The sequence below is a fragment of the Frankia sp. CoWAU3 genome, from assembly GCF_977971855.1.
The window spans coordinates 1-1,720 of the sequence record NZ_CDWWXB010000308.1 but is presented as its reverse complement, the minus strand read 5'-3'; the positions used below and the strand labels follow the sequence as shown (position 1 = coordinate 1,720).

Genomic DNA, 1,720 nt, shown 5'->3' with positions numbered 1-1,720 from the left:
CGGGCCGGAGTTGCGTGCGCTCGCGCTGTACTTCCTGGTCCGCCAGCACCTGCCGGTCGAGCGGGCCTGGGAGGCGATCGCCGAGCTGTGTGGGGTGGAGGTCTCGGTGGGCTGGCTGCATTCGCTGCTGGCCCTGGGAGCGGACGCGCTCGCCGAGCCGGTCGCCGCGATCGAACAGTGGATCGCCGCGGAGAAGGTCGTCGGGTTCGACGAGACCCCGCTGAAGGTCGGGCCGAAGGGCGAGAAACGCTACGTGCTCTCGGCGTCGACGCTGCTGTTCGAGCCTGTTCATGCTGGGAGGCCGTGACAAGGCGAGTTTCCGGCTGTTCCTGCTCGGCCGGATGCTCGGGGTCGTCGTCCACGACCGTTACGCCCTCTACGACGCCGAAGGAGTTCGTCGGGTGCTGTCAAGTTCTCTGTGTGCGGGGTGGTTCCTGTTCTCTCTGCTTGCCGATACTAGATCATCTTTAGGCTTTGTGATCTCGCGGGCGCGCCGCGCGCTGTGCTGGGGCAGGTCCCGCCTGCCCCTGTGCCCTGACCCCAGGGGCCGCGGAGGTCTTCGGGGTCAAGGGCGGCCCGCAGGGCCGTCGCGTCAGCGATCGCGTAGCGACCCTTGAGGCCGGAGAGGCGGCCCCGTACCGTGCGCGGCGCATCCCGGCCACGACGGTGGCTGTGCGGTGCGGGGGATGGGCGGCGGCGAAGCCGCCTCCTTCTTCGGTGTTCTGTCTGCACGGTGAGCTCCTCCTTGTCGTGGGCGGGCGCGGTCAGTGGAGGTACTGTTCGGGCAGCCGGCCGGGATAGGCGAGCGCAAGCGCGTTCAACGCCTGGCGCCAGTGCTGGGTGGTGGCGCCTTCGACGAGCCGGCCCGGCGCGTTGCGTCGGCTGGCCGGCTTGCCGCGTTCGGCCTGACGGGCTCGGGCGCGTTTGTCCTCGATGTCCCGGATCGCCAGCCACAGCAGCTTGACGACCGCGTCGTCGGTGGGGAAATGCCCCCGGTTCTTGATGATTTTCCGAAGCTGGTAGTTCAGGCTCTCGATGCTGTTCGTCGTGTAGATGATCCGCCGCACCGCCGCCGGGAACGCCAGGAACGGGATGAACCGCTCCCAGGCCCGTTCCCACACCGCGACCGCCGCCGGGTAGCGACGGCCCAGCTCATGCTCGGTCAGGGCCAGCAGCGCGTCCTCGGCCGCCTCGACGGTCGGCGCCGTGTAGACGGTCCGCAGCAGCCGGGCCATCGGCCTGCGGTCGGTGTAGGAGACATACCGCAGCGACGCGCGGATCAGATGCACGACACAGGTCTGGACCACGGTGTGTGGCCAGGTCGCCTCGATCGCCTCGGGCAGCCCCACCACCCCGTCGCAGCACGCGATGAGCACATCGCGCACGCCACGGTTGGCCAGCTCGGTCAGCACCCCCAGCCAGAACTTCGCACCCTCACTGGACTGCACCCAGATGCCCAGCACATGCCTGACCCCGTCACAGTCCACCCCGACGACCAGGTACGCGGCCTTGTTGACCACCGTATGGCCGTCGCGGACCTTCACCCACAGCGCGTCGATACAGAGGATCGGATAGACCGGTTCCAACGGCGCCGACTGCCAGGCCCGGACCTCTTCCACCACCCCATCCGTGATCTTGCTGATGGTCTCCCGGGACGTAAGTGTTCGGTGAACCGGTGGGATGTTGACTGGGTAGGGGTATGACCGGGTGTCGGTGGAGG

The 1,720-nt window shown here is 68.4% G+C and carries 2 protein-coding genes; one reads left to right on the top strand and one right to left on the bottom strand.

Annotation, left to right across the window (positions count from 1 at the left end; all coding sequences use genetic code 11):
• Positions 1-307: IS66 family transposase (locus AC08ON_RS17665; protein WP_476617396.1), on the top strand; the 307-nt coding region annotated here is incomplete at its 5' end.
• Between the two features lie 457 nt (positions 308-764).
• Here the strand turns inward: AC08ON_RS17665 and AC08ON_RS17660 are convergent.
• On the bottom strand, positions 765-1,720 hold a 956-nt coding region (locus AC08ON_RS17660; RefSeq protein ID WP_476617395.1), incomplete at its 5' end, for an IS256 family transposase.